We start from the raw sequence: 22,135 nt of genomic DNA on the forward strand, positions 1-22,135 counted from the left end.
AACGAGAACAACGCCGCATCGGGTTCGACGCTCGCCTGGATCCGGTTCCTCATCGTGCCGGTTCATCGGTTGCGTCAATATCGGCAGTCAGGATGTCCGCACCAGAAGCGTGCTGCTTCGACGACGTCCGCACCGTGTCCTGCCGCGATCGCGGCCCGACGATCCGGTGCCCGTCGCCCGCGTCGAGGCATCACGCGAGCGCGTCGTCACGCAGACGGAACTGCGCGACCGCCGCGCTCAGCCGCGCGCCTTGTTCGTCGAGCGACAGCGCGGCGGCCGCGGCCTCCTCGACCAGCGCGGCATTGCGCTGCATCGCCTGCTCCATCTGGATGACCGCGGCGTTCACCTGTTCGATGCCCGACGATTGCTCTTCGAACGCGTGGCTGGTGTCGCTCATGATCGTATTGACGCGCTCGACCGCGGCGACGAGCTCGGCCATCGCCGAGCCGGCCAGTGCGACGAGACCGCTGCCGTCCTCGACGCGCTGCGCGGAATGGCCGATCAGCTCGCGGATTTCCTTCGCCGCCGACGCACAGCGCTGCGCGAGCCCGCGCACCTCGGTCGCGACGACCGCGAAGCCGCGCCCTTGCTCGCCCGCGCGCGCGGCTTCGACGGCGGCGTTCAATGCGAGGATGTTGGTCTGAAACGCGATGCTCTCGATCACGCCGACGATCCCGGAGATCTTCGCGGAACTGTGCGAAATCGCCGACATCGTCTCGACGACGCGCTGCATCGCGTCGCCGCCGCGCGACGCGATGCCCGCCGCGCCCTCGACATAGGTGCGGGCATCGCGCGCGTTGTCCGCGTTCTGACGCACGGCCGCCGTCAGCTGCTCGACGCTCGCCGCCGCCTGCTGCAGCGAAACGGCCTGCTGCTCGGTACGCGTCGACAAGTCGACGTTGCCGCTCGCGATCGTGCGGACGTCGCCGACGATCGTCTCCGTACTCGTGCGCACCTGGTTCACGGTGTCGACGAGGCCGTCCTGCATCCGCTTCAGCGCATGCAGCAGATACGCCATCTCGTTCTCGCCGGGCACGACGACCGTGCCGGTCAGGTCGCCCTTCGAGATCTTTTCGAACTGACCGACCGCGAGCCTGATCGGCTCGATGATCGCCTTCGCGAGCACGCGCTGCGCCACGAAGCCGACGACGAGCGCGAGCACCGCGACCGCGACCATCCCCCACACGATCCGGTGGAAAAGGACACCGGCCGCCTCGTAGCGCGCCTTTTCTCGCGCAACCTGGAACGATTCGAGCGCATCGATCGCCTCCTGGTACGCGGTGAACAGGGCCGGCGGCGCGGTGCGTTGCGTGTCGAGGAAGCCGAACGCGTCGTCGCCGTCGAGTTGCGCGAGCGCCTTCAGGAACACGCCGTCGAGCAGGGCCCGACGGCGATTCTGCAGCGTGTCGAACAGCGCCTGTTCGTCGGCGCTGCGCGCGTGCAGGCGCGCGTAGGCATCCAGTTCGTCGTTGCTCTGCTTGAGGAGCGCGTGGACTTTCGCGACCTCCTCCTTCGCCGACCGGCCGGCGCTGATGACCTGCGCGACGTCGCTCATCCGTTCGCGCAGCACCAGCATGCGCTCGGAGCTGGTCTTCAGGTGCAGCAGCGACGCGGTGTCGTCGCGGTACATCGCCTCGAGCGAACCGTTGCCCATATAGAGGGCCGCGATGCATGCGCCGACCACCAGCACGAGCAGCACGGTATAACCCGCGATGGTCGCGACGAGACCACCACGGATAGTGAGTTGTTTTCGCATGACGTTCCCTTGCGCCGGCCGGGCGCGGCCAGCGGCGGATGTGGATTCCGGATCACGAAAGACGCGCGCCGCGTCGCAACACGCGGCGCATGGGCTGCGAACGGGTTAACGGCGGGTGGAACGGGGAGGTTTTATCCGCACGCGACGCGAATCTTGACGATTGCGACAAAGGAAGCGAAAAGATGCGCTCGACGCGTGCGCCAAGCAGTACTAACGATTGCGTGGGTCGCTTTTCGCGAGCGTCGGGCGGAACACGAGAAACACGAGGCACGCGAATCGCTCGACGCGCCCGACAGGTATCTAACCGCCGCCGGCCAGCCGTGACCGGATCTCGTCAACCGGGAGATCGCGCTGATGCGTCGCGATCTGCCATGTATTTCCCCAGCGGTCTTTCACCATAGCCCGCCTGTCGCCATACGGCATGTCGGCCGGCGCTTCGAGCGGAATCGCGTGTGCCGCGAGCGCTCGCCGATAAGTCAGGTCGGCATCCTCGACATAGACGTACAGAAACGCGGGCATCGGATCGCGCAGGCCGTCTTCGCCGCTGATCATCACGACGGAATCGCCGATCCGGATTTCCGCGGGCAACCCGGGTCGGAACGCGCCCTGGGCGTGAAACACCGATCGCATGAATTCGATCAGGTGTTCCGGATCCGGCACCACGATGCGGGGCGTGACGGTATGCCATCCGTCGGGCTGGAATCGGGCCATGTCGGGCCGCCTCCGAAGAGATTTCCGCGGGTATTCTCCTCCGGCTCCGACGCGCTGCAAAGGGCACGCCGCCGCCGGCCGGAACGCCCTGGGTTCAATCGACGATGAGCGGTTTCGCGCCCGTCTCTGTGGACGATCGACGGGCCTCCCTTACGAACCCGGCCTGACGACGCCTGCTTCGTCATAAGCCACGATGTTCAACCCTTCCGTCGCCGTCGGCGCGACGAAGTACCGCGTCATCCTGTCGAACTCGGCGTCCGATGCCTGGAACGGATGATCGCCTCGCGCGTTGCGCGCGCGCAGCCGCAACTTGCAGACCGCATCGGTAACGTCGAGGTAATGCAGCCGATGGCCGCAGCCGGCGGCCTGCGCAACGGCGAGCCCCCATGCGCGCGCGGCGACGGTGTTGAACGGCACATCCAGCACCACCGACACGCCGGCCCGCAGCACCGCACGGGCATGATCGGCAATCACGACGCCGACGCGCCTCGCACACCGGACGTAGTCGTCGATCGACAGAATCTCGCCCGGATGAAGATGGGCGAGCCACGCGTCTTCGCTGATCGCAACGACCGGCCCGGCGCTCGCGAGCCGCGCGACGAGCGTCGATTTTCCGGAAGCGATCTTGCCGCATACCATGTGGAGCAACACGGCATCGTTCGATGCGGTTGCGTGGAGTGACTCCGCTATCTGCATTTCCAGGCTCGCCATCGCATGCCCAGAAAGCAAAAACCCGCCTTCCGGGCGGGTTGTGACGATATCCATTCAGTCGATCGTTATCCCGCCGTCAACATTGCGGCGCGAATAATCGAACGGGTTTGCGAATGGGTCATGCGCATCAGAATAACCAACTGCCCGATCGCGAGCAAGCGGATTCGAAGCGGCATACTTCAACCGGCGGGCTTAAAACTGATACGCTTGCCGGAAAATGAACGGGGAATTCCGTGGCGACTCCGCGCCACCTCCATTCAGATAACAGAAAACCAAAAAGAGGGCATTCCGAAATGAAACGTAGTTTTGTATTTGCCGGCCTGCTGGCAATGTCGTTATTGGCCGCGCAAGCGGCACTGGCGCAGGAAAAGACCGCGCCGCCCGTCTATACGTGGCTGTCCGAGCGTTTCCCCGATTACACCCGCTACGATTCCCCCGTATTGACCATCAGCGATTCGGGCTTGTCGGCGGACCAAGGCATCGTCGACGCGCAATTGACGCTCGTCCAGTCTCCGCAAGGCGTCGATTCGGTACTGGGGCTGGCCGTCGCGTTCCATACGACGCAGAAATGGAATTTCAATACCGTGCGCGATTACGGGGCATACGGCACCCACTACCGGCAGCCGAAGATTCCGGTCGTGATTCCGACGCTGAACGGCGGCGGCTACGCCGACACCCCATACTGGAACACGTCAGCCGATGGCGCCAAGGCCTGGCCCGTCAACGGCGGCGTCTTCGTCATGCTGGACCGCCTCTACCTGAAGACCTACGAGATCAGCGGGACCGACCTCGTGCTCAGCCTCTCGGACTACGACCCGGTCGGCAAGGTCTTCAGGATCCGGATTCCGTCCGCGTACCTGTCGCGCTTTCTCACCAGCATTCCGAACGACCGCCGTCTGGTGCCGGAGGAGCTGAAGGACCGTCCGATGGGCTTCGGCGTGCATTTTGTCGAGCTGGACGAAGGGATACAGGAGGGGATGAAGGTCCCCAGCAGCGCGATGCAGATCCTCGGTGTACTGCCCGGCACCGTCGCCGATCGCGCCGGCCTGAAGAACTACGACGTGCTGATCCGGTTCGGCGATCGCCCGCTCAAGACGATGGCCGACCTGGCCGACGCCGTGCATGCGACCGCCAAGGGCACCGTGGTGCCGCTGACCGTCTGGCGCGATGCCAGGGCGGTCACGCTGCAGGCGCAGTTCTGAGCGCGCCGCCGGACCGGTGCGCGAACGCGGCCTGACGCCGCGGCGCACGCGTCACGCGGCCCCGTCGCGCCCCTTCGAAAACTCGCCACGGCTCATCGCGTCGAGCTGCCGCTCGATCTCCGCGCGCAATTCTGCGGAGATCTCGACGCTGTCGAGCAACTGCGAGATCCATAGCCCGTCGGCGGCGAGCCGGCAGATCATCAGCGTCGCGGCCTGCTCGAGCGGCACCGGGTCGGGGCGCGTCCATTCCCGCATCGGCACCGACCATCGTTCGCGCGTGTCCTGGTCGGTAATCATCGACGCGACGAGCACGCGCAGCACATCGGTACTCGCGACCGGCTGCGACTCGTCGAGCACCGCGTGCATGTAGGCCCGCGCCGCCGCACCGGCGCCGCCGGCATCCGCCGCCACCCGCTCGGCCATCTGCGCGGCGAACCGCCCGGTCGCCTGACCGAACAGCGCATCCAGCAGACCCTGCTTGTTCGCGAAGTGATACTGCAACGCGCCCTTCGTCACGCCGGCGCGCTCGGCCACCGCATCGAGCGTCAATGCGGCCACGCCATGATGTGTCGCGATTTCCGATGCGGCCGCCAGCAGCTGCGCGCGCACCTGGTCCGGTGCTTTTTTCCGACGCACGCCGGCGGTGGCGACGGCCGGCGCCGACGATGCTTCAGGCGCCCGCGCACCGGCCACGGCAGCCGGTTCGACAGGCTCGGCCACATCGTGCGGCGCGGGTTCGAGGTGCTTTTTCATGGTGCGGATGTTAGCACCGGGCGTCTCGATATAAACATTCCGGCTGGATGGTATGATCCGCCGCATGACTCAATCCACCCTCTCCCCCTGGTCCGCGCTCGACACCGCCATCGCCCGTGGACGCGACGCCCTCGTGCGTCTCCAGCAGCCTGACGGCAGCTGGTGTTTCGAACTCGAATCCGACGCGACGATCACCGCGGAATACATCCTGATGATGCATTTCATGGACAAGATCGACGACCTCCGCCAGGAGCGGATGGCGCGCTACCTGCGCGCGAACCAGCGGCTCGACACGCACGGCGGCTGGGCACTGTACGTCGACGGCGATCCGGACGTGTCGTGCAGCGTGAAGGCGTACTTCGCGCTGAAGGCGGCCGGCGACAGCGAGCACGCGCCGCACATGGTCCGCGCGCGCGACGCGATCCTGAAGCTCGGCGGCGCGGCACGCTCGAACGTGTTCACGCGCATCCTGCTCGCGACGTTCGGCCAGGTGCCGTGGCGCGCGGCGCCGTTCATGCCGATCGAATTCGTGCTGTTCCCGAAGTGGGTGCCGATCTCGATGTACAAGGTCGCGTACTGGGCGCGCACGACGATGGTGCCGCTGCTCGTGCTGTGCTCGCTGAAGGCGCGCGCCCGCAATCCGCGCAACGTCTCGATCCGCGAGCTGTTCGTCACGCCGCCGGATGAAGAACGCCGGTACTTCCCGCCCGCGCGCGGCATGCGCAAGCTGTTCCTCGCGCTCGACCGCACGGTGCGCCATGTCGAGCCGCTGATGCCGAAGGGCCTGCGGCAGCGCGCGATCCGCCACGCCGAAGCGTGGTGCGCGGAGCGCATGAACGGCGAGGACGGGCTCGGCGGGATCTTCCCGCCGATCGTGTACAGCTACCAGATGATGCAGGTGCTCGGCTACCCGGACGATCATCCGCTGCGGCGCGATTGCGAGAACGCGCTGGAAAAGCTGCTGGTCACGCGGCCGGACGGCAGCATGTATTGCCAGCCGTGCCTGTCGCCGGTGTGGGATACCGCGTGGAGCACGATGGCGCTCGAGCAGGCGCGCGGCGTGGCGGTGCCGGAAGACGGCGAGCCGGACGACGCGCGGCGCGCACTCGACGCACGCATCGCGCGCGCGTACGACTGGCTGGCCGAACGCCAGGTGAACGACCTGCGCGGCGACTGGATCGAGAACGCGCCGGCCGACGTCCAGCCGGGCGGATGGGCGTTCCAGTACGCGAACCCGTACTACCCCGACATCGACGACACCGCGGTCGTCACCGCGATGCTCGATCGCCGCGGCCGCACGCATCGCAACGCGGACGGCACGAATCCGTATGCAACGCGCGTCGCGCGCGCGCTCGACTGGATGCGCGGGCTGCAATCGCGCAACGGCGGTTTCGCGGCGTTCGACGCCGACTGCGACCGCATGTACCTGAACGCGATCCCGTTCGCCGATCACGGCGCCCTGCTCGATCCGCCGACCGAGGACGTGTCGGGCCGCGTGCTGCTGTGCTTCGGCGTGACGAAACGCGCGGACGAGCGCGCGTCGCTCGCGCGCTGCATCGAATACGTGAAGCGCACGCAGCAGCCCGACGGCAGCTGGTGGGGCCGCTGGGGCACGAACTACATCTACGGTACGTGGAGCGTGCTGGCCGGCCTCGCGCTCGCCGGCGAGGACAAGTCGCAGCCGTATATCGCACGCGCGATCGAATGGCTGCGTTCAAGGCAGCATGCGGATGGCGGCTGGGGCGAGACGAACGACAGCTATATCGACCCGAAGCTGGGCGGCACCAATGGCGGCGAGAGCACGTCGAACTTCACCGCATGGGCGCTGCTCGCGCAGATGGCGTTCGGCGACTGCGAATCCGATTCGGTGAAGCGCGGCATCGCGTATCTGCAGTCGGTGCAGCAGGAAGACGGTTTCTGGTGGCATCGTTCGCACAACGCACCCGGCTTCCCGCGCATCTTCTACCTGAAGTATCACGGCTATACCGCGTACTTCCCGCTGTGGGCGCTCGCGCGTTATCGGCGGCTGGCAGGCGCGGCTGCGGCTGCGCCCGCGGCGGTCGATGCGGCCGACACGGCCGTCGCCTGAACGATCGCGCGCCGCGGTGCCCGACGGCACCCGGCGCGCTCGCTGTCGCTGTCGCTGCCGCTGTTGCATTCCCCTTCCCGCCGAATCATGCGGCGCCCTTCTCCCGCATCCTCGCAAACGCATCGCGCAAATCCGCGCAGAACGCATCGCCGATCATCGACAGCGGCTGCGACGCGGACGTCACCATCGGGCACAGCCTGCTCGAACGCCTGGGCCGCCACGCACTTGCCCGCTTACGCGGCCATTACCCGATCGATCAGCGTGCCGCCCGGCGCTCAACGATCGATCGGCAACGGCGCATCGGCTGCGACGAGCTGCTGCCCGCGCATCTCGCGCCGGAAATCGGCGGAGATATCGAACGTCGATGCCGCTGAACTTCGACGGTGGCGATCGCTTCAGCGTCGGGAATGTCGCGGAACATGTTGCCGAGCGGCGCCGCGCCGAAACCGAGCCGGGTATCGGCCGACAGCGTGTCTTTGAGATTCATCGGTTGCTCCGGCTCGGACAGGAAAGTGAACCCAGTCTAGGTTGCACACCTAAGTCCGCCCAAGACATAATTCATCAAACTTGAGTCCCCGAAGGTCTTGCATGCTCGACATCCGCCAGCTTCAGTATTTCATCGCGGTCGCGGAAGAGGAACACGTCGGCCGCGCGGCCGAACGCCTGCACATTTCGCAATCGCCGCTCAGCCGCCAGATCGCGCAGCTAGAGGAAAAGCTCGGGCTGACGCTGTTCGAACGCAGCCAGCAGCGCATTCGTCTGACGCGTGACGGCCGCACGTTCCTCAGCGAAACGCACGCGTTCCTGCGTCACGCGAACCGCCTCGAATCGCTCGCGCGCCGGCTCGGCCGCGGCGACGAAGGCGGCCTGTGCATCGGCTACCTCGAAACGGCCACGCACTCGGGCGTGCTGCCGCGCGCGCTGAAGACGCTGCGTGCCGATCGCCCGTCCGTTCACATCGCTCTGTACAACTATCAATCCGCCGCGCAGCTCGAAGGCTTGCGCGAACGCAGCCTCGACATCGCACTCGTCACCGAGCCGCCCGCGCCGGACGATCCCGAACTCGATTCGATGAGGGTGCTGAACGACCCGATGCTGCTCGCGATGCCCGACGGGCACCCGCTCGCAAAGAAGAAGACGCTCGTCGCCGACGATCTCGCCGCGCAGGCGTGGATCGGCGTGACGCAGCACGAAAGCGCGCCGCGTCACGGCGCGTTCGTCGCGGCGTGCGCGAAAGCCGGCTTTTCGCCGGACATTTCGGTGGAAGCGACCGAGCCGCTCGCGGCGCTCGGCCTCGTCGCCGCCGGGCTCGGCGTGACGATGATCCAGCAGAGCCTGCGTCACCAGGTGCCGGAAGGCGTCGTGCTGCGCGAGCTGCCGTGGTTCAGTTACCGCACGCCGCTGTGGGCTGCGTGGCACAAGGTCAACCTGCGGCCGCTGGTCGGCATCTTCCGCGAAATCCTGACCGGCGAGGAAGTCGTCGCGGTGGCCGGAAAGTAACACTGCGGATGGCCGGCGGGCCTGCACATCGGCGCGGTCGCGCATGCGAAGCAAAACGTGCCAACGCCTTCGCTGCGAGCCTGAACCTGCGACGAAGGCGCTGACGAAGCCCGATATCGCCGGGCTCCTGCTCACGCGGTGCGACGCAATGCGCCGAGTTGCGCTGCCGTCAGGCCGCCGCGAACCGCTTCGCCAGTTCCGCGAGGCCGTCTTCGTAGATCCCGCGGAACAGCTTGACGGTGTCGTCGTCGGTCGCGCCGTGCGGCGTGAACGTGCCCGACCACTCGACGGTCGACGTGTTCGGGCCGTTTTCACGCACGCGCAGCGTGGAGCGATAGTTCACGACCGGGAACGGCGCCTCGAGGATCGCGTACGTATAGCTGCGTTGCGCTTCGTCGAACGCGACCAGCCGCTCGACGATCGCCTCGCCGGCCGGGTTCGCGAGACGCCGCACGCGGCCGCCTTCGCTCAGTTCGCTGTCCGGAATGTACGACAGCCAGTCGGGCAGCGCCCCGAACCCGCCGATCAGTTGCCAGACCGCCCCGGCCGAAGCCGGGAGTTCGATGCTTGCATTGGCCTGTGCCATGTCATCACCTTTCAGGATTGATGTCAGGATCAACGACCGGCCGGCAGCGGCGCGTTCGCCGCGATCAGACCTTGCTCACGCATTTCGCGCCAGAAGTCGGCCGGGATCACCACGTTCAGCGCTGCCTGGTCTTCCGCGATCCGCTCCGGACGGCTCGCGCCCGGAATCACCGCGACGGTGGCCGGATGCGACATCGAGAACTGCAGCGCCGCGGCCTTGATCGGCACGTCGTAGCGCGTCGCGATCGCCTTGATCCGCTCGACCTTCGCGAGGATCTCCGGCGAAGCCTTCTGGTATTCGAAGTGCGTGCCGCCGGCGAGCACGCCCGAGCTGTACGGGCCGCCGACGACGATCCCGACGTTCTGCGCGGCAGCCGCCGGCATCACGCGTTGCAGCGCGCGCTCGTGGTCGAGCAGCGTGTAGCGGCCGGCCAGCAGCATGCCGTCCGGTTGCGGTTCGGCGAGGTCCAGTACCAGTTCGATCGGCTCGACGCGGTTCACGCCGAGGCCCCATGCCTTGATCACGCCTTCTTCGCGCAGCTTGCTCAGCACGCGGAACGCGCCCTTGCGCGCCACTTCGAACTGCGCGAGCCATTCGTCGCCGTAGAAGTCCTGCGCGATGTCGTGCACCCAGACGATGTCGAGGCGGTCGGTGCGCAGGCGCTTCAGGCTGTCCTCGATCGAACGCAGCGTCGCATCGGCCGTGTAGTCGTTGACGATGCGGTTCGGCCGGCCGTGTTCGAACAGGCCGCCCTTTTCGCCGAGATCGCGTGCCGACACGTCTTCGATTTCGTCGAGGATCACGCGGCCGACCTTGGTGCTCAGGACATATTCGTCACGCGGGTGGTTCGCCAGCGCATCGCCGAGGCGGATTTCCGCCAGGCCCGCGCCGTAGAACGGAGCCGAATCGAAATAACGGATGCCGTGTTGCCATGCCGCTTCGACGGTGGCCGCGGCTTCCGCGTCGGGGATGTTGCGGAACATGTTGCCAAGCGGCGCAGTACCGAAACCAAGGATCTTGTTACCGGGCAGCTTGTCTTCGAGACTCATGATTTTCTCCAGGGAATGAGGGAAAGCGGGTTCAGTCTAGGTACGTCGGTTAAGTCTGTCCAAGACGGAATTCGACACACTTGAGTCCCCGAAGGTCTGAACGGCCGTTTCAAGGCCTGCCTCGACGACCCGCCCCGATACCCCGTTCCGGCAGGACGCCCGACCGGCAAGGCTTTCGACCGAATTCACACCCGATTCGTGATTCCAGATCAAAAATCATTTGGGCCGGCAGCCGTTTTTCCCGGGCGCCGCGATACCTATATTGGCTGCACTCGCAACGACATCGACGTGGTTGCGGTTCACTCGACCCGACAGGTACCCATGATGAAAACGCTGACTTCTTCCACGCTTGCCGCACTGATCCTTTCCGCACCGGCGCTGTCGTTCGCGCAGCAGGCCGACCATCAACTGACCCGCGCCGAAGTGAAAGCCGAAATGGCCCGCCTCGCGGCGGTCGGCTACACCCCGGCGCTGGACCACAACCAGTATCCGGTCGCGATCCTCGCCGCCGAAAAGCGCGTGCGTGAAAACACCGTCGCACACAATGCGCCGGGCACCGCACCGGCCGCCGCGACGTCCGGTTACGGCAGCGAAGCGCGCACCGCCGGCGAATCCGGCCGCGTGACGACGATCAAAGGCCGCGACTCGATCTATCGCGGTCATTGAGCCGCGCCGACACGCAAGAGCGCCCGCCTCCCGACAAGCGCCGCCGCTCGTCCCGCCCTTCCGCATGGCCGGCCCGAATCGCCTGAACAGGCATTCGGGCCACGCGTCGTCGCCGCATTTTTTCTCCCCCGCCCTGCCCCGCGAAACCCGCTCGCACATCGTCACCGCGTACGCCGATTCGTGACTGCGCAGTACAAGTTCTTATGCCGCTTCATCCGTTTATCCGCCGCGCGCCGCGCCGGATACTGCGCACCATCCGGCGCCAGGCGCCCCACTCGATATTTCGCACACGTATGAACCGATATCCAGGATTGAAGCGCATCGCGCGACCGGCCGTGCTGGCCGCCATTCCACTGGCCGCGCTCGTCGCGTTGTCCGGCTGCCGGTCGGACGACAAGGCGCCGACCGCGACGCCGAACGTGATCGTCAGCGCGCCCGTCGCGCGCGATGTCAACGAAGTCGACGTCTATACGGGCCGCTTCGAAGCGGTCGACACCGTCGACGTGCGCCCGCGCGTGAGCGGTTATCTCGACAAGGTCGCGTTCCAGGACGGCGCGACCGTCCGCAAGGGCGACCTGCTGTTCGTCATCGACCCGCGCCCGTATCAAGCGGCCGTCACGGCCGCGCAAGGCACGCTCGAACGCGCGCAGTCGCAACTGAAGCTGAGCCGGCAGGATTTCGAACGCGCCAGCGTCCTGATCAGGACCGACACGATCGCGCAGAGCCTCTACGACCAGCGCAGGCAGGCCGTGCAAAGTGCGCAGGCCGAGGTGACGAGCGCGCAAGGTGCGCTCGAACGCGCGCGGCTCGATCTGTCGTTCACGCGCATCGTCGCGCCGATGTCCGGCCGCATCAGCCGCAAGCGCGTCAGCGAGGGCAACCTCGTGAAAGGCGGCGACAGCGACGCGACCGTGCTGACGACGATCGTGTCGCAGGACCCGATCGACATCTACTTCGATGTCGACGAGGCAAGCTACCTGCGCTATACGCGCGAGGCGCAAAAAAGCGGCGGCAGTGCGTCGTCGCGGCAGGTCGCGATCGCGCTGCCGGGCGATGCGCAGCCGTCGCTGACGGGCACGATGGATTTCGTCGACAACCGCCTCGACGACTCGACCGGCACGCTGCGGCAACGCGCACGCGTCGCGAATCCGGACCGGCGCCTGAGCCCCGGCCAGTTCGGCCGCGTTTATCTGTCGAGCCGCGTCGCGCATCACGCGCTGCTCGTGCCGGATGCGGCCGTCGCGACCGATGCGACGCGCCGCGTGCTGTATTTCGTCGACGCGAACGGCACCGTCGCGATGCGCCCGGTGACGCCCGGCCGCCTGTACGGCAACCTGCGCGAAATCGATGCGGGGCTGAACGCGGGCGACCGCGTGATCGTCGACGGCTTCCAGCGCGTGCAGGCCGGCGACAAGGTCAAGGCCGTGCCGCGCGCGATCGAAGCTGCCACGTTGGCCCGCGCGGCGAGCGGCACGACCGGGAGCGCGCAATGAACCTCGGCCGTCTGTCCGTCCAGCAACCGGTGCTCGCGATCGTCCTGTCCATCGTGCTGACCATCGCCGGTGCGCTGGCCTATTTCTCGCTCGCGGTGTCCGAGTATCCGGACATCGCGCCGCCGACCGTCGTGATCCAGGCGACCTATCCGGGCGCGTCCGCGGAAACGGTGTCGCAAACGGTGTCGACGCCGATCGAACTCGAAGTAAACGGCGTGGAAGACATGCTGTACATGTACAGCCAGGCGACGTCCGACGGCAGCCTGAACATCACCGTGACGTTCAAGCCCGGCACCGACGTCGACAAGGCTCAGGTGCTCGTGCAGAACCGCGTCGCGCTCGCGACGCCGCGCCTGCCGGAGCCCGTGCAGCGCAGCGGCGTGTCGGTGCGCAAGTCGTCGCCGACGCAGCTCGGCACGATCTTCCTGTACTCGCCGGACCAGCGCTACGATCCGCTGTACGTGTCGAACTACGCGATCCGCGACGTCGCGGACGTGCTGAAGCGAATCGAGGGCGTCGGCGACATCAACCCGCTCGGCGCGCGCGAATACTCGATGCGCATCTGGCTCGATCCCGAACGCGTGGCGTCGTTCGGCCTGAGCCCCGGCGACCTGATCGCCGCGGTGCGGGCGCAGAACACGCAGCTCGCGGGCGGCGTGGTCGCGCAGGCGCCGATCACGAACCAGGCGTTCCAGCCGAACCTGATCTTCGAAGGGCGGCTCAAGCGCCCCGAGGATTTCAGCGACATCGTCGTCAAGCAGGGCAAGGACGGGCGGCTCGTGCGGCTGAAGGATGTTGCGCGCGTCGAGGTCGGCGCACTCGCGTATGCGACCGACAGCTACATGCTGCGCCACCCGACGATCGCGTTGCAGGTGCTGCAGCAGCCCGGCGCGAACGCGGTCGCGACGATGGATGCGGTCGAGAAGAAGATGGCCGAACTGGCCAGGGACTTCCCGAAGGGCATCGTCTACAACATCGGCTACAACCCGACCGCCTTCATCGGCGACAGCATCCACGAACTCGTCAAGACCATCTACGAAGCCGTCGTGCTCGTCGTGTTCGTCGTGCTGCTGTTCCTGCAGGGCTGGCGGCCGTCGATCATCCCGATCCTGTCGATTCCGGTGTCGCTCGTCGGCACGTTCGCGGCGATGGCCGCGCTCGGCTACTCGATCAACAACCTGACGCTGTTCGGCCTCGTGCTCGCGGTGGGGATCGTCGTCGACAACGCGATCGTCGTGGTCGAGAACGTCGAGCGGCACCTGTCGGCCGGTGCCGGGCCGCTCGACGCGACGCTGCTGACGATGAAGGAGGTGGGCGGCGCGCTGTTCGCGATCACGCTCGTGCTGTGCGCGGTGTTCGTGCCGACCTCGTTCATTCCGGGCATCTCGGGCCAGTTCTTCCGCCAGTTCGGTGTGACGATCGCCGTGTCGACCGCGATCTCGTTCTTCACGTCGGTGACGCTCGCGCCCGCACTCTCCGCGATGATGCTGAAAGCGCACACCGGCGATCACGATGGACCCGCACCGGCGTCGCGCCAGGCCGCGCCGTTCGCGCCGGCGATGCGCGTCGCGCGGCGCTTCTCGAACGCGTTCAACCGCGTGTTCCAGCGCCTGTCCGATGCGTATGGCCGGCTCGTCAGGAAGGTCGTGCGGATCATCCCGGCGATGGGCGTGCTGTACGTGGTGCTGATCGCCGCGACCGGCTACCTGCTCGTGTCGAGCCCGAAAGGCTTCATTCCCGCGCAGGACCGCGGCTACCTCGTCGTGCTCGTGCGGATGCCCGACGGCGCGACGCTCGAACGCACGAGCGCGGTCGCGCGCAAGATCGAGGACATCGCGCTGTCGGTGCCCGGTGTCGCACGCGTGCCGGTGTTCTCCGGCGTGAACGCGGCGACCGGCACGAACTCGGCGAACAGCGCCGGCCTGTTCCCGGTGTTCGAGCCCTGGCCCGAACGCAAGGCGCGCGGCCTGACGATCGACACGATCGCCGCCGAGATGCGCAAGCGGCTCGCGGCCGTCACCGAGGCGTCGATCGTCGTCGCGATGCCGCCGCCGGTGCAGGGCCTCGGCAGCACGGGCGGTTTCGCGATGCGGCTCGAAGACCGCAACGGCCTCGGCACCGCCGCGCTCGCGAAAGCGACGCAGGATCTGGTGGCGGCCGCGAACCGCACGCCCGGCATGGTCGGCGTCTATACGCCCTACTCCGCGACGAGCCCGCAGGTGCACGTCGAGCTCGACCGCGAGAAGGCCGAGATGCTCGGCGTGCCGAGCCAGGCCATCAACGACGCGGTCGAGACGTATTTCGGCTCGACCTACATCAACGACTTCAACATCGTCGGGCGCACCTATCGCGTGACCGCGCAGGCCGACCTGCCGTTCCGCGTCGGCGCCTCCGACCTCGCGCGGCTGAAGGTGCGCAACCGCGACGGCGAGATGGTGCCGATCGGCAGCGTCACTCGCATCGACGACACGCTCGGCGTCGATCGCGCACCGCGCTACAACCTGTATCCGGCCACCGAGATCAACGGCGATACGGCACCGGGCCTCGGTTCCGGCTTCGCGATCAAGACGATGGAATCGCTCGCGAAACAGGTGCTGCCGCGCGGCATTTCCTTCGAATGGACCGATCTGTCGTATCAGCAGACCACGGCCGGCAACACGGGGCTGCTCGTGTTTCCGCTGTGCGTACTGCTCGTCTACCTGGTGCTCGCCGCGCAGTACGGCAGCTGGAGCCTGCCCGTGTCGATCCTGCTGATCGTGCCGATGTGCCTGCTCGCCGCGTCGCTCGGCGTGCGCGCGCTCGGCCAGGACGTGAACATCCTCACGCAGATCGGCTTCATCGTGCTGGTCGGGCTCGCCGCGAAGAACGCGATCCTGATCGTCGAGGTCGCGCGGCAGCTGGAGGCCGACGGCACCGAACTCGTCGAGGCCGTCGTCGAAGCCTGCGTGCAGCGGCTGCGCCCGATCGTGATGACGTCGCTCGCGTTCATCCTCGGCGTGCTGCCGCTCGTGATCTCCGAAGGCGCCGGCGCGGAAATGCGTCAGGCGGTCGGCGCGGCCGTGTTCTTCGGGATGATCGGCGTGACGTTCTTCGGGCTGCTGTTTACGCCCGTGTTCTATGTGATGGTTCGCCGGCTCGCGTTGCGCAAGGCCGCTGTCGCGACCGTCGCGACGGAGGTGGTGCAATGAAGTTCGTTCGACTCGTGGCCGCGCTGTCCGCGGCGGCCGTCCTGACCGCGTGCACGAGCGCGCCGGTCGCCACCGTCACGCCGCCGCCGCTGGCCGCGACCTATGCGAACGCGGATCTCGCGGCCGGCGGCCCGGCCGCCGACACCGGCGCGTGGTGGCACGCTTTCCACGACCCGATCCTCGACCGGCTGGTCGACACGGCGCTCGCGAACAACCTCGACCTGCAGGCTGCGGTCGCACGCATCGACGCGGCGCGCGCGGTGCGGATCGGCGCGGCGGCGCAGTGGTTCCCTTCGGTCGACCTGAACGCGGGCGCCGGCCGCCAGCGGCTCTCCGCCTCGCAGGCATTCCCGACCGATACGCCGACGACCGGCAACGCGTTCGACCTGAATGCGAGCCTCGCGTGGGAAATCGACATCTTCGGGCGCATCCGCCAGGGCGTGTCGGCCGCCGACGCGGATATCGCGTCCGCGCAGAACGATGCGGCGGCCGTGCGGATCGCAACGATCGACGAAACCGTGCGCACCTACGTGACGGTGCGCGGGCTCGAGCAGCGGCTTGCGCTGGTCGAGGCCAACGCGTCGAGCCAGCGCAGCACCGAGGAATCGACGCGGCGCCTGTTCGCCGCGGGCGTCGTACCGATTGCCGACGTGGACCGCGCCGCCGCGCAGACGGAAACGACGCTGGCCGAGCTGCCCGCGCTGCAACTTCAGCGGCAGGCCGCGATCCACCGGCTGTCGATCATCACCGCGTCCACGCCGCAGGCCATCTATGCGCGCGTCGATCCGCCCGCGCCGGAACCGGTGTGGACAGCCGCCGCACCGGGCGTCGGCACGCCGGCCGACTTGCTGCGCCGCCGGCCCGACGTGCGCGCGGCCGAGGCGCGCGTCGTCGCCGCCTATGCACGGATCGGCGTGGCGGAGGCCGACCTGAAGCCGCACCTGCAACTGATCGGCGTGATCGGTGCGGCGATCGACGGCTTCTCGGGCGCGACGCTCGCGCGTTCGCTCGCATGGATGGCCGGCGCCGGCGCGAGCGCGCCGCTGTTCGACGGCGGGCGCCGGCGCAGCGTCGTCGCGTTGCGCCAAGCGCAGGCCGCACAGGCGGTCGCCGCGTATCGCTCGACGGTGCTGACAGCCGTCGGCGACGTCGAGACGTCGATTGCCGCCACCGCCCGCGATCACAGCCGGACCGAGCGCCTCGAACGCGCGGTGTCGAACGCGCGCGGCGCCTATACGCAGATCAACCGCTCGTGGCGCAGCGGCGAATCGGCGTTCATCGATACGCTGGAGGTGCAGCGTTCGCTGCTCGCGGCCGAGGATTCGCTCGCGCAGGCGCGCACCGAGGAAATGCTCGGCCGGGTCAGGCTGATGACTGCGCTGGGGCAGTAGGCGCGCGGTTCAGGTGCGACCGCTGCCGCGCATCGGTCGATACGCAAAGGGCGGCGGGTTCGATGTGACTCGAACCCGCCGCCCTTTTGCATGTTGCGTGGCCAGCTGCGTGCGGCACCGGCTCAGTCGATGTCGCCGCCGTCCTTCAACTGCGCGCTCAAGTAGTCGAGAAAACTGACGATGCGCGACGACAGTGTCGCATTGCGATAGAACACCGCGTGAATCGGCTGGCGGAACTCGACGGTATCGTCGACGAGCAGCTCGACGAGGCTGCCGTCGCGACGATGCGTGCCCGTCATGTAGTCGGCCAGGCACACGATGCCGGCGCCACTGAGCGCGAGCGTCAGCAGCGTCTCGCCGCTCGACGCCCGCAGCGCCGGATGAATCCGGTACACGCCGCCGTCGGCGGTATGCAACGGCCAGTGGTTCAGCGTTTCCGGCTGCACGAAGCCGAGCAGCGCATGGTTCACGAGATCGGCGACGCTCGTCGGCACGCCGGCTTTCTCCAGATAGGCCGGGCTCGCCAGGATGCGCAGCCGGCTGCTGCCGAGCCGGCGCGCATGCAGCGTCGAATCGCGCAGCTCGCCGATCCGGATCGCCACATCGGTGCGCTGTTCGAGCAGGTCGATGATCTCGTCGCTCGTATGGAGTTCGGCCGTGATCGCCGGATAGGCTTCGCGGAAGCCGGGCATCATCGGCGCGATCACATGCTGCATGAACGGCATCGCCGCGTTGATCCGCAAGCGCCCGGACGGCGTCTCGCGCTGGCTGACGATCTGTTCCTCGGCAAACTCGACCGACGCGATGATGTCGCGCGCGTAGTCGAGAAAAAGCTTGCCCTCGTCGGTCAATTCGAGGCGGCGCGTCGTGCGGCGGATCAGCGTCGTGTCGAGCTTCTCCTCGAGGCGCCGCAGGATCCGGCTCATCACCGAGGTCGGTTGATGCAGCTTGTCGGCCGCACCCGTCAGCGAACCGGTATCGGCGATGGTCACGAACGCGAGCATCTCGTCGAGGGTCGTCTTCATGGTCGGCAACCTTCCGCGGTTTCAGAAACCGCCACGATAGTGCCGCCGCGCCACTTTGATAAGCCGGCGCGCGCGCGAATCACAGTTGATTTCGGTTCAATGATTCGCGGCGACTATTGTCCGAACAATCCGGCATGAAGCGGGAGGCCGCATACGCAAACGCGCCCGGGCGGGCGCGCTTTTCGTCAGACAAGGCAACGCCGCGTCAGGCCGCGACGGGCATCTCGTCGCGAATCCAGTCGAGCATCGCGCCGTGCGTCGGCGCCCACCGGAGTTCCTGCCGCGCGCGCAACGCCTTCACGCGGCTGTTCGACGCGAGCGAGTAATGCGCGCGCGAATGGCCGAGCGCCCGCGCCGCATCCGCGATGTCCCATTCGACGATGGACGGCAAGCCGAGCCGCTCGCCGAGCGCATGGCCGATTTCCGCGAACGACGCTTCGCCGTTTTCCGCGAAGTAGAACGCACCGGGCGGCGCGGCATCGATCGCGCGCAGATACAGATCGGCGACATCGGCGACGTGCACGTTCGACCAGCGGTTCAGCCCCTTGCCGATCACGCGCACCGCGCCGGCATCGCGCGCGATCGCCGCGAGCAGCGGCAGCTGCGCGCTGTCGCGGCGGATGCCGAGGCCGTCGCCGTAGATCATGCTGTTGCAGATCACGGCCGAACGGATGCCGAGGCTGGCCGACGACATCACGAGCCGGTCGATCGCGCGGCGCTCGGCCTTCGCGGGTTTGACGACGGGCGTCGTCTCGTCGAATACGGGGGCATCGCCATGCGCGCCTTGTGCGTCGTCCGCGATCACGCTGGTGCCGCTCGTATGCACGAACGTCTTGCCCGAGCCGCTCAGCGCGGCGATGATCGCCTCGACGGCCGCACGGTGATCGCTGCTCGCCGCGTTGACGACGCAGTCCGCGTCGCGCGCGAACGCGTGCAGCAGCGCCGAGTCGTCGAGCGTGCCGACGACCGGCATGATGCCGGCCGCCGCGAGTTTCGCGGCGTTGTCGCCGTCGCGCGTCAAGCCGGTGACGACGTGCCCTGCCGAGACGAGCCGCGCGGCCACCGAGCCGCCGATGTAGCCACTCGCGCCCGTCACGAATATCCTGATGCCTTTCATCTGCTGCTCCGAGAGCGAGACAGTCGGTACGGCACACGTCTCGCGAAATGTCGTGCGTCGCAGTATCGGCGGCCGGCGTTGCGCGAGGAAGGGCAGCGTCGCGAAAACAGTTTTGAGCGCAACGGGATGATCGGCCGCGTCAGACGAATCCCTCGTCGACCAGCGTGCAGCCGTTCGCGGTGATTTCGTGCCGCTGGCCCGAGCCGCCGGCCACACGGCTCCAGCTTTCGGACACGAGCATCGCCGCATCGCCGTCCGTGTGCAGCGCATAGCCGAATCCGCCATACATGCCCGGCACGGCGAACCACATGCGTTCGGCCTGCGCGTCGAGTTCGAGTAGCGGTTCGAGTTCGGGCAGGCGCAGCGCGTCGACGCGCAAATGTGCGATGCGGCCGAGCATCATCGCGTGGAAATGGCGCTGGATGGCGAACAGCGTGGCGTCGGGCACGAAGCGTCGCGGCTGCGGCGCCAGCAGGTCGACCAGATGCCGATGCCCGCGCCGCCCGGCGATATCGACCGGGCGCTCGCCGTGGGCATCGCGCAGCATGCGCCACGCACCGAGCCGCAACAGTTCGGCGACGACCGCCTTCGGTGCGCCGCCGCAGGCAGCCTGATGCAGCGGCGCACGAAGCGACGTGCCGCCGAGCCGGGTCGCGTTGACGAGCGCACGCTCCTTCGCGACGAGCGCAAGCATCGTCGCCCAGTCGCCGTTCCTGGCCGCGTCCGCCAGCGCGTGCCGGGTCGCGACCTGCGCGTCGCCGAGCACGTCGGCGCCCGTGATGCCGTCCCATGTGATGCTCAACCGGATCTCCTCGTGTGTCGCGTTCGCGTGATCGCGTCGATCGCCCATCATAAGCGTTCGTCGCGGCTGCGCGATCGCGCGGCGCTGCTTCGGGTCGGGATTTCCCGGCGCCCGATCGGGCCACTGCCCGCACCGGCCCGTCGATCTGCGATGATGTCGGACGCGAGGCCACGCATCGCGATCGCCTCGCACGGGCGCGCCGCACGCGCCCCCGATCCATCCACCCCGACGAAGCATGCCCATCATGATCGACGTTTCCTCCATCACCGACGCGTTCGCCCCGGGCGGCGAGCCCACGCAGTACCGCGTATCGCCCGAGAAACTGATTTCCGGCGATCCGCTGCAGACGCTCACACCCGGCTTCGCGAGTCCGTGCGGCCGCTTCTCGACCGGCATCTGGGAAAGCACACCCGGCTGCTGGCACGTCGCGTACACCGAAGCGGAATACTGCGAGATCCTCGAAGGCACGTCGGTGATCACCGACCTCGAAGGCAACCGGAAGACCCTGCGTGCCGGCCATCGTTTCGTGATTCCGCCGGGCTTTCGGGGCACGTGGGAAGTCGTCGAACGCACGCGGAAGATCTTCGTCGCGTACGACGAGCAGCCGCCCGAATGAGTGGCGAGCGGGCGCGATCGACGCGGCATTGCACGACAGGTCGACGATCCGCCAGCCGCGCTGCATCGCCGCCGTGCGCAATCGTTCGTCCGGATTCGTCGCGACCGCATCGGTCGCCTTCCCGACAGCTCGGCACGCCGGCCGTGCGGCACGACCGGCGTGCCGGCGGAAATGTTACCGCCGGCCGTCGAGCGCCCCGAGAATCCCGTACGCGGCCTTTACGCGGTCTTCGTTCGGAAAGCTGCGGTTCGCGAGCATCACGATCGCGATCCGCTTCGACGGGACGAACGCGACATAGGTGCTGAAGCCGTTGGTCGAGCCCGTCTTGTTGATCCACGTATTCGCGCTCGGCGCGAGCGGCGGCTTGATCGCGGAGGCCGGCAACCCGTCGCGCAGCATCTTCATCGAGTTGCCTTCGAGCAGCGTCGGCAGCGCGACCGGATACGGATACTGTTCCCAGATCAGGTCCTGCGTCAGCGGCCCCGCGCGGAAATAGCCGGTGTGGGTGCGTTCGAGCGCGCGCTGCAGGCGCGGCGCGGTTTCGATCAGCCCCATGTTCGCCTGCACGAAGCGCAGCAGGTCGGCCGCCGTGGTCCGCACGCCGTAGGCCGGCTGCCACAGCATGCCGCCCGTCATCCGGATCGGCTTGCCGTCCTGCGTATAACCCTGTGCATAGTCGGCCTGACGTGCTTCCGGCACGTTGATGTACGTGTGCGTCATGCCGAGCGCGGGAAAGAGCCGCTGCTCCATCAGCACCGCGAAATCCTTGTGCATCGCCTTCGCGGTGAGCCACCCGAGCATGCCGACCGACACGTTCGAATACGTCCGGTACGTACCCGGCGCATGCGCGGGCCGCCACGCGTCGAGATAGCGGATCAGCCCCGCGTCGTCGCGGATGCTGTCCGGCACCTGCACCGGCATGCCGCCGGACGTGTGCGTACCGAGATCGAGCAGCGTCACGACACCGAACGGCTTGCCCTGCAGGGCGGGCAGGTACTTGCCGACCGGGTCGGCCAGCGACAGTTCGCCGCCCTCCTGCGCGTCGGCCGCGAGCGTCGCGGTCAGCGTCTTGCTGACCGAGCCGATTTCGAACAGCGTGTCGCCGGTGACGGGCTTGCCGGTTTGCGTCGACATCACGCCGTAGTCGAACACGTAGGGCTTGCCGTCGGCGACGATGCCGACCGCCATGCCGGGAATCGCGTACTGCTTCATCAGCGGCGCGATGTGACGGGTCACGGTGTCGTGGAGGTCGTCCGGGGTGGCGGCGGCCGCGCGGCCGGCCGTGGCGGTGACGCACGCGGCGACGAGCAGGGTCGCGGCGAAGCGTGTCGCGTTGAATCGCATGGTTGCGGTTCCTTCGATTTCTGATGGTTGCGTGGACAACAGATCCGGTCGCGCCATGCGGAAATCGCAGCGGCCGGCCTGCCGAAGCAGGACTATCCGCTGTAAGCCGTCCGTCAACAATCGACGTTATGTTGAT

The 22,135-nt window shown here is 67.5% G+C and carries 18 protein-coding genes and 2 pseudogenes; 8 read left to right on the top strand and 12 right to left on the bottom strand.

What is annotated here, in order from left to right:
- Positions 1 to 190: 190 nt before the first annotated feature.
- The 3 genes from FOZ70_RS34580 to FOZ70_RS34590 form a co-directional block, all read right to left on the bottom strand.
- Positions 191 to 1,756, bottom strand: a complete 1,566-nt coding sequence (locus tag FOZ70_RS34580) for a methyl-accepting chemotaxis protein (protein WP_219707702.1) — start codon at positions 1,754 to 1,756, stop codon at positions 191 to 193.
- 300 nt (positions 1,757 to 2,056) lie between these two features.
- Positions 2,057 to 2,419, bottom strand: coding sequence for a VOC family protein (locus FOZ70_RS34585; RefSeq protein ID WP_346656429.1), 363 nt, complete (start codon positions 2,417 to 2,419; stop codon positions 2,057 to 2,059).
- A gap of 198 nt (positions 2,420 to 2,617) precedes the next feature.
- Entirely contained in the window at positions 2,618 to 3,163 is a 546-nt protein-coding gene (locus FOZ70_RS34590; RefSeq protein ID WP_219707724.1) for an ATP-binding protein, read from the bottom strand.
- Between the two features lie 248 nt (positions 3,164 to 3,411).
- Here FOZ70_RS34590 and FOZ70_RS38560 point away from each other — a divergent pair, with 248 nt between their 5' ends.
- Positions 3,412 to 4,380: a PDZ domain-containing protein gene (locus FOZ70_RS38560; protein WP_219707703.1), complete on the top strand. Its 969-nt coding sequence runs from the start codon at positions 3,412 to 3,414 to the stop codon at positions 4,378 to 4,380.
- A gap of 51 nt (positions 4,381 to 4,431) precedes the next feature.
- Here the strand turns inward: FOZ70_RS38560 and FOZ70_RS34600 are convergent, their stop codons facing one another.
- Positions 4,432 to 5,133 (bottom strand): TetR/AcrR family transcriptional regulator, encoded by a 702-nt coding sequence (locus tag FOZ70_RS34600; RefSeq protein ID WP_219707704.1) that lies wholly within the window; start codon positions 5,131 to 5,133, stop codon positions 4,432 to 4,434.
- 52 nt (positions 5,134 to 5,185) lie between these two features.
- Between FOZ70_RS34600 and shc the strand changes: the two genes are divergently transcribed.
- The gene (shc, locus tag FOZ70_RS34605; protein ID WP_059555127.1) at positions 5,186 to 7,222 is read left to right on the top strand and encodes a squalene--hopene cyclase; all 2,037 of its coding nucleotides are present in this window, start codon (positions 5,186 to 5,188) and stop codon (positions 7,220 to 7,222) included.
- An 85-nt stretch (positions 7,223 to 7,307) separates the two neighbouring features.
- Here shc and FOZ70_RS38320 read toward each other — a convergent pair.
- Positions 7,308 to 7,482: pseudogene (locus FOZ70_RS38320) on the bottom strand (LysR family transcriptional regulator); the annotation flags it as partial.
- A 116-nt stretch (positions 7,483 to 7,598) separates the two neighbouring features.
- Positions 7,599 to 7,709: pseudogene (locus FOZ70_RS34610) on the bottom strand (aldo/keto reductase); the annotation flags it as partial.
- A gap of 101 nt (positions 7,710 to 7,810) precedes the next feature.
- Between FOZ70_RS34610 and FOZ70_RS34615 the strand changes: the two are divergent.
- The gene (locus FOZ70_RS34615) at positions 7,811 to 8,722 is read left to right on the top strand and encodes a LysR substrate-binding domain-containing protein (protein ID WP_021160208.1); all 912 of its coding nucleotides are present in this window, start codon (positions 7,811 to 7,813) and stop codon (positions 8,720 to 8,722) included.
- Between the two features lie 169 nt (positions 8,723 to 8,891).
- Here FOZ70_RS34615 and FOZ70_RS34620 read toward each other — a convergent pair whose 3' ends face one another.
- Both FOZ70_RS34620 and FOZ70_RS34625 read right to left on the bottom strand, forming a co-directional pair.
- Entirely contained in the window at positions 8,892 to 9,308 is a 417-nt protein-coding gene (locus tag FOZ70_RS34620) for an SRPBCC family protein (protein ID WP_059620402.1), read from the bottom strand.
- A gap of 29 nt (positions 9,309 to 9,337) precedes the next feature.
- Complete coding sequence (locus FOZ70_RS34625) at positions 9,338 to 10,357, bottom strand: aldo/keto reductase (protein ID WP_059492476.1); 1,020 nt, start codon at positions 10,355 to 10,357, stop codon at positions 9,338 to 9,340.
- Positions 10,358 to 10,678: 321 nt separating this feature from the next.
- Here FOZ70_RS34625 and FOZ70_RS34630 point away from each other — a divergent pair, with 321 nt between their 5' ends.
- From FOZ70_RS34630 to FOZ70_RS34645, 4 genes are all read left to right on the top strand, one after another.
- On the top strand, positions 10,679 to 11,023 hold the full coding sequence (locus tag FOZ70_RS34630) for a DUF4148 domain-containing protein (RefSeq protein ID WP_219707725.1): 345 nt from the start codon (positions 10,679 to 10,681) through the stop codon (positions 11,021 to 11,023).
- 293 nt (positions 11,024 to 11,316) lie between these two features.
- Positions 11,317 to 12,516, top strand: coding sequence for an efflux RND transporter periplasmic adaptor subunit (locus FOZ70_RS34635; protein WP_219707705.1), 1,200 nt, complete (start codon positions 11,317 to 11,319; stop codon positions 12,514 to 12,516).
- Positions 12,513 to 15,704 carry a multidrug efflux RND transporter permease subunit gene (locus tag FOZ70_RS34640; RefSeq protein ID WP_219707706.1) on the top strand — a complete coding sequence of 1,064 codons (3,192 nt, stop codon included), beginning with the start codon at positions 12,513 to 12,515 and terminating at the stop codon, positions 15,702 to 15,704. The genes FOZ70_RS34635 and FOZ70_RS34640 overlap by 4 nt, the downstream gene beginning before the upstream one ends.
- A complete protein-coding gene (locus FOZ70_RS34645; RefSeq protein WP_219707707.1) occupies positions 15,701 to 17,095 on the top strand; it encodes an efflux transporter outer membrane subunit in 1,395 nt (464 codons plus the stop codon). The genes FOZ70_RS34640 and FOZ70_RS34645 overlap by 4 nt, the downstream gene beginning before the upstream one ends.
- 122 nt (positions 17,096 to 17,217) lie before the next feature.
- Here FOZ70_RS34645 and FOZ70_RS34650 read toward each other — a convergent pair whose 3' ends face one another.
- The 3 genes from FOZ70_RS34650 to FOZ70_RS34660 form a co-directional block, all read right to left on the bottom strand.
- Complete coding sequence (locus FOZ70_RS34650; RefSeq protein WP_219707708.1) at positions 17,218 to 18,120, bottom strand: LysR substrate-binding domain-containing protein; 903 nt, start codon at positions 18,118 to 18,120, stop codon at positions 17,218 to 17,220.
- Between the two features lie 205 nt (positions 18,121 to 18,325).
- Positions 18,326 to 19,237, bottom strand: a complete 912-nt coding sequence (locus tag FOZ70_RS34655) for an NAD-dependent epimerase/dehydratase family protein (RefSeq protein WP_219707709.1) — start codon at positions 19,235 to 19,237, stop codon at positions 18,326 to 18,328.
- 139 nt (positions 19,238 to 19,376) lie between these two features.
- The gene (locus FOZ70_RS34660) at positions 19,377 to 20,039 is read right to left on the bottom strand and encodes an ankyrin repeat domain-containing protein (RefSeq protein ID WP_219707710.1); all 663 of its coding nucleotides are present in this window, start codon (positions 20,037 to 20,039) and stop codon (positions 19,377 to 19,379) included.
- Between the two features lie 244 nt (positions 20,040 to 20,283).
- Between FOZ70_RS34660 and FOZ70_RS34665 the strand changes: the two genes are divergently transcribed.
- The gene (locus FOZ70_RS34665; RefSeq protein WP_258025810.1) at positions 20,284 to 20,655 is read left to right on the top strand and encodes a cupin domain-containing protein; all 372 of its coding nucleotides are present in this window, start codon (positions 20,284 to 20,286) and stop codon (positions 20,653 to 20,655) included.
- A 174-nt stretch (positions 20,656 to 20,829) separates the two neighbouring features.
- Here the strand turns inward: FOZ70_RS34665 and ampC are convergent, their stop codons facing one another.
- Positions 20,830 to 21,999 carry a class C beta-lactamase gene (gene ampC, locus FOZ70_RS34670; protein ID WP_104767546.1) on the bottom strand — a complete coding sequence of 390 codons (1,170 nt, stop codon included), beginning with the start codon at positions 21,997 to 21,999 and terminating at the stop codon, positions 20,830 to 20,832.
- Positions 22,000 to 22,135: the final 136 nt, after the last annotated feature.

Origin of the sequence: Burkholderia sp. COPS, from assembly GCF_019425585.1 — a bacterium.
Lineage (GTDB): Bacteria > Pseudomonadota > Gammaproteobacteria > Burkholderiales > Burkholderiaceae > Burkholderia > Burkholderia cepacia.